The following is a 4,343-nucleotide window of genomic DNA, read 5'->3' on the forward strand; positions in this document are numbered from 1 at the left end:
ATTGCCCATAGAAGGGTCAGCAAAAGTTAAAGTAGGCCAAAAGGTTAAAATTAAATTAAAAAACTATCCTTACAAGGAGTATGGTTACATTAGAGGTATTGTTAGTGAAATATCCCTGACAGCAACAGATGATCAATATTACCTGAATATTAATATTAATCAAGACCTTAATACAAATACAAATTTTAAAATCGATTATATAACCAATATGAAAGGTGAAGCTGAAATAATTACTGAGGAAAGGACTTTGCTGGAAAGATTGTTTTCAAAGCTTACCTCATTTTAATAAAAAATCAATAATTCAAAAATAAGTTGTTCTATTTCTGTAAATTACCCATAATTATTTTAACCCACTGAACCCATACAAAAAATAAATATCGGAAAATTTTTCAGGAGAAAGGACATTTACCTCCTTAGTTATCCACCATCTTAATCAAAACCTTCTCTTACCTGAAAGCGACAAAACGGCATTAATAGAGCTCATAGTTTTCCTACTCCCTATAGTTGAGGTAGACAAAAACCATAAAATGTAGAAAATAAGTTGAATGGGGAAAGGCTCATTCCTAAAAAAAACTCCAAAACACTCCTATTAAAAAAACAAGAATTAACCGATCCCCTAATTTCACACCCTTTTCTTAAGCCCATGTTTTTAATTCCCGTTTCTTATTTCTCCTAACCCATTGACTATTAAACAACTTATTTTTAAAATACCAAATTAAGTTTTTAAAGTAAATTCCCCCAAAACACCCATTTATCTAAAAAAAACAAATCATCTTGTATGAATGCAAAACAATTAGACTAATAAGCCAAAAAGAGAAAAAAGGATATTTGAAGTCAAACCAATATTTTTCTAGTAAGTAGAAAAAAGATGAAGAAGGGACAAAATTTACTATTAAATTCAGTTCCATTTAATCATCAAAAAAAAGAAAAAGAGCTTCACTTCATAAAAGAAAAGAAAGAAGGCTTCTATCCCATTTTTCATTACAAGCTTTCAGCCAACGCTAAAGAAATTCTTAGCTTGAAAGAAATAAAAAAGGAAATTCCACTCTACATCAATCTCCATGCCCAGGCGAAGGACCTATCACCCTAAAGGTGAAATTTAATGCCTCTCCAAAATTTACCAAACATTATTACAATGGTCAAATCTACCAGTATTACAAAGAAAGGCCTTATAGTACGTTTCAACTCCCCAATGACATTGAAATCTGGTTCAAGGAAAAAGACAAAGAAGACAACCAATGCCAATACTACTACACTCTGCCCTTAAGAGTACAAATCCAATAAGTTACCGACCAACCCGAGTTAGTCATATACTATGCCGAAAAATTTAGAGCCTTGCTAAAAAATATCAACCAGCTACCCCACATCTCTCCTGCTCTCTTCAATAAATTCGTCTACAAAAATCTAATCAGGAAATACGAAAAACCTTTCCTATGAAATTCGGGAAGACCTGACAAACGTCTACCCTGTTGTCAACAAAGGATTGACTGCAGCTCTAAACCTTCCCTCCGACTTTGAAAGAATCACCAACAATTAAACCAGCATATACCGCTACAGTAATAATTTTCACAATACCTACCTCAAAAAGCCTGAATTCCTTTCGATCATTTCTCTTTCAGAGGAGGGCTTCCTAAAAGTTCCAGCCACCAACTTTCAATACACCTCGGCTCCAAGAAATCAACTGCTCTTTGCTCAAGGATGTGGAAAAGTACCTAACAAGGATCTAAAACTCTTAAAACCCTTTAAAAACCAACCTCACAACTATTTTCACTTTATTTTTAGATACCACCAGTCCAATCTAATGGCGAATCAAAGATTATTGGAATACCTTAAGGGAAGTAAAGATTTAGGGTTTGATGGCATTCACCAGTTTGTTAAAATCTCTTCTACGAACACACCCCCAACAACATTAATTTTAAAAACAAAGACAATCCACTACCCGAAATCAAAGCAAGATTAAGAGATTTCATCCCTAACCAATTGGTCAAATACTTTGCCTTTTTTATCACTCCTATTCAAAAAGAAGAGAAGCAAGAATCCCCAAAAGAAGTTATACTACCAATTAAAAGAACTCCTTCTGGAGCATGAAATCACATCTCAGGCAGTAGAAAATAGCACCATCTTCGAGCGTAGTTTTAAATGGTCCATCACAAACATAGCAGTGGCTCATCTTGCCAAGCTCACCGGAATTCCCTGGAAACTAAATGCTCCCTTTAAAAGAGAACTCCTCTTTGGAGTAGGTGCCTTCAAGAATATGGAAAGCAGTATGCAATACATTGGCAATACCATCTGTTTTTTTAACGACGGTTACTTTAAAGAATTCGGCTGTTACAGCCAGAATGAACTCTTCCTTTTAGCTGGAGACATCGAACTTAAGCATCAAAGAATTTAAAAGTCGAAACCGTAATTTCCGCCTGGATCGCCTCATCATCCATTATTACAAAACCATGAGCGATCGTGAGTTAAAACCAATCACCAAAGCACTCCAAAATCTCGATTTGCCGATTCCCATCTACATAGTCTCCATCAATAAAACCGAACCCTAAGACTACCTCATCTTTGACTATTCCTACAAAGAAAAAATGCCTTACAGTGGCACCATCGCTAAAATCACAAAAAACGAATACCTACCCTTCAACAATACTATCTACAAAAATGAATACACCCAAAGCCTTGATGGCTACCACCTGCCTATCAAACTCCGACTGTCCTGCTCAGAACCAGAACTCCTAAACGATACCGATGCCCAAGAGCTTATAGACAAGGTCTACCAATTCAGCCGCATGTACTGGAAATCCCTCAAACAACAAAACTTGCCTGTCACCATCAAATACCCCGAAATGATCGCCAAAATTGCTCCTCACTTCAAAAACTGTTACATCCCCAAATTCGGAAGGGAAAATCTATGGTTTTTGTAAAATAAAAAAGCATTTAATTAAATCAATCACAAATCCCCCTTTTTCCTACCCACTACCCAAAACAGGTAAAGCGTTGTTCGTCAAACATTCCGTTTTGTTTCGCAAAAACATATAGGCAAGGGTTCCCAACGGTCGCCCTTGCCTATAACGTTCACTTACCAGCTGCTTTCCGTTCACTTGTTTTGCTGCACACACTGCACTCCTTCCTCACTTGCAGCTCCTTCATCCCCCTAACCCCAATTGATGAGTTCGCTTCGCCCACAACCTCAATTATTGGGGGTCTGCCGCTTCATGAATAAATGCTCGCCTGCTGGTCACTGCGGGCTATTGGGGCCGTCATGTTTTTGCCAACCGTCAAGTTTATGGCCCATAGGGCCACCCTTTGGAATGTCTCTACAGCCCTAAAAACCGCACACAAGAGTAGCTCTTTCACTTCTCTTAACCCCCAACCCCAATTTTCACCGCTTCGGTTTCGTTCACTTCAATTCCTACCCTTGTTTTTTCCGACCCAAAAGCAAAAAACACGCCAGCCCTGTGTAGAAACTACATTAGCGTAGGTCGCCTCCACCCTATTGGGATGTAGGCGACCTACGACACCCTTGCTCCACTCGAAGGCTGCTCGCGAAATGGCTTCGCCGAAAATTACCTGCTTTGGTACCAACCCACAAAAAGGCTCTCCATCAAAGTTCCCTGCTAAACACGAAGAAATAATAACAACAACATAACGCCAATTTACAGGAATGCGGAGCTGAACCCTTGCCGCAATCAGCCCTTCCTGTGAGAAAGCACTATGTTTAAGTTATTATTTAGAGTCAGTATCGGCAGCAGGTGGCTATTGGCGGGCGTTCGCACTTCTGGTAGTCCCTTCTTTCTGTGCGTTATTCATTTAGGTGTTGTCGATTAAACCATCAGGCACTTCTGGTTAGAGTTTAGTTATTCAAAGCTCCCTTTTTAGGTTTTTTTTTCAGATTGACCATCGGAAATAGCACATTTAATTCAGTAAAAAAACATTCAGAGCAAAGCAAATCTAATCAGACTTCCCACTACCTTCCCACTACTCTCCCACTACTCTCCCACTACTCTCCCACACCATTAAAAAGCAAGACTGGCTTCGTTCCTCAGCGAGTCTTGCTTTTTATCCCCGTCTGATTGAAAAAAGCATTCTCTTTTCTTTTTTCCCTTCTTCTTTTTTCTTTTGGAAATATTAAAAGAGTCAGATTAATACCTTGATCATCACAAAATACAATGAAAAACTGACAGTGCATAAAAAAGTAGATCAAAGTAAACACCTCCAACACAACTAATTATCACAATTTTTGACGTACATTTCTAAGGTAACGGCAAGGGCATATTAAATCCATGCAAAAGCCAAAGTAAAAAAGTTTTCACTCTAAAAGCATAGATGTAAAAGCAGCAGTCTGCTAA

Annotated in this window: 5 protein-coding genes; 4 read left to right on the top strand and 1 reads right to left on the bottom strand. The window is 38.1% G+C overall.

Features of this window, described 5'->3' with window-relative positions; genetic code table 11:
* The 4 genes from E1171_RS06270 to E1171_RS06285 form a co-directional block, all read left to right on the top strand.
* Positions 1–286: beta-barrel domain-containing protein (locus E1171_RS06270; RefSeq protein WP_187696297.1), on the top strand; the 286-nt coding region annotated here is incomplete at its 5' end.
* A gap of 582 nt (positions 287–868) precedes the next feature.
* A complete protein-coding gene (locus E1171_RS06275; RefSeq protein ID WP_155205160.1) occupies positions 869–1,090 on the top strand; it encodes a hypothetical protein in 222 nt (73 codons plus the stop codon).
* A 903-nt stretch (positions 1,091–1,993) separates the two neighbouring features.
* Positions 1,994–2,392: a hypothetical protein gene (locus tag E1171_RS06280; protein ID WP_155205161.1), complete on the top strand. Its 399-nt coding sequence runs from the start codon at positions 1,994–1,996 to the stop codon at positions 2,390–2,392.
* A 190-nt stretch (positions 2,393–2,582) separates the two neighbouring features.
* A complete protein-coding gene (locus E1171_RS06285; protein ID WP_155205162.1) occupies positions 2,583–2,918 on the top strand; it encodes an argonaute/piwi family protein in 336 nt (111 codons plus the stop codon).
* A gap of 289 nt (positions 2,919–3,207) precedes the next feature.
* Here E1171_RS06285 and E1171_RS06290 read toward each other — a convergent pair whose 3' ends face one another.
* Positions 3,208–3,351, bottom strand: coding sequence for a hypothetical protein (locus tag E1171_RS06290; protein WP_155205163.1), 144 nt, complete (start codon positions 3,349–3,351; stop codon positions 3,208–3,210).
* Positions 3,352–4,343 lie beyond the last annotated feature (992 nt).

Origin of the sequence: Xanthovirga aplysinae, from assembly GCF_009711365.1 — a bacterium.
GTDB classification, from domain to species: domain Bacteria; phylum Bacteroidota; class Bacteroidia; order Cytophagales; family Cyclobacteriaceae; genus Xanthovirga; species Xanthovirga aplysinae.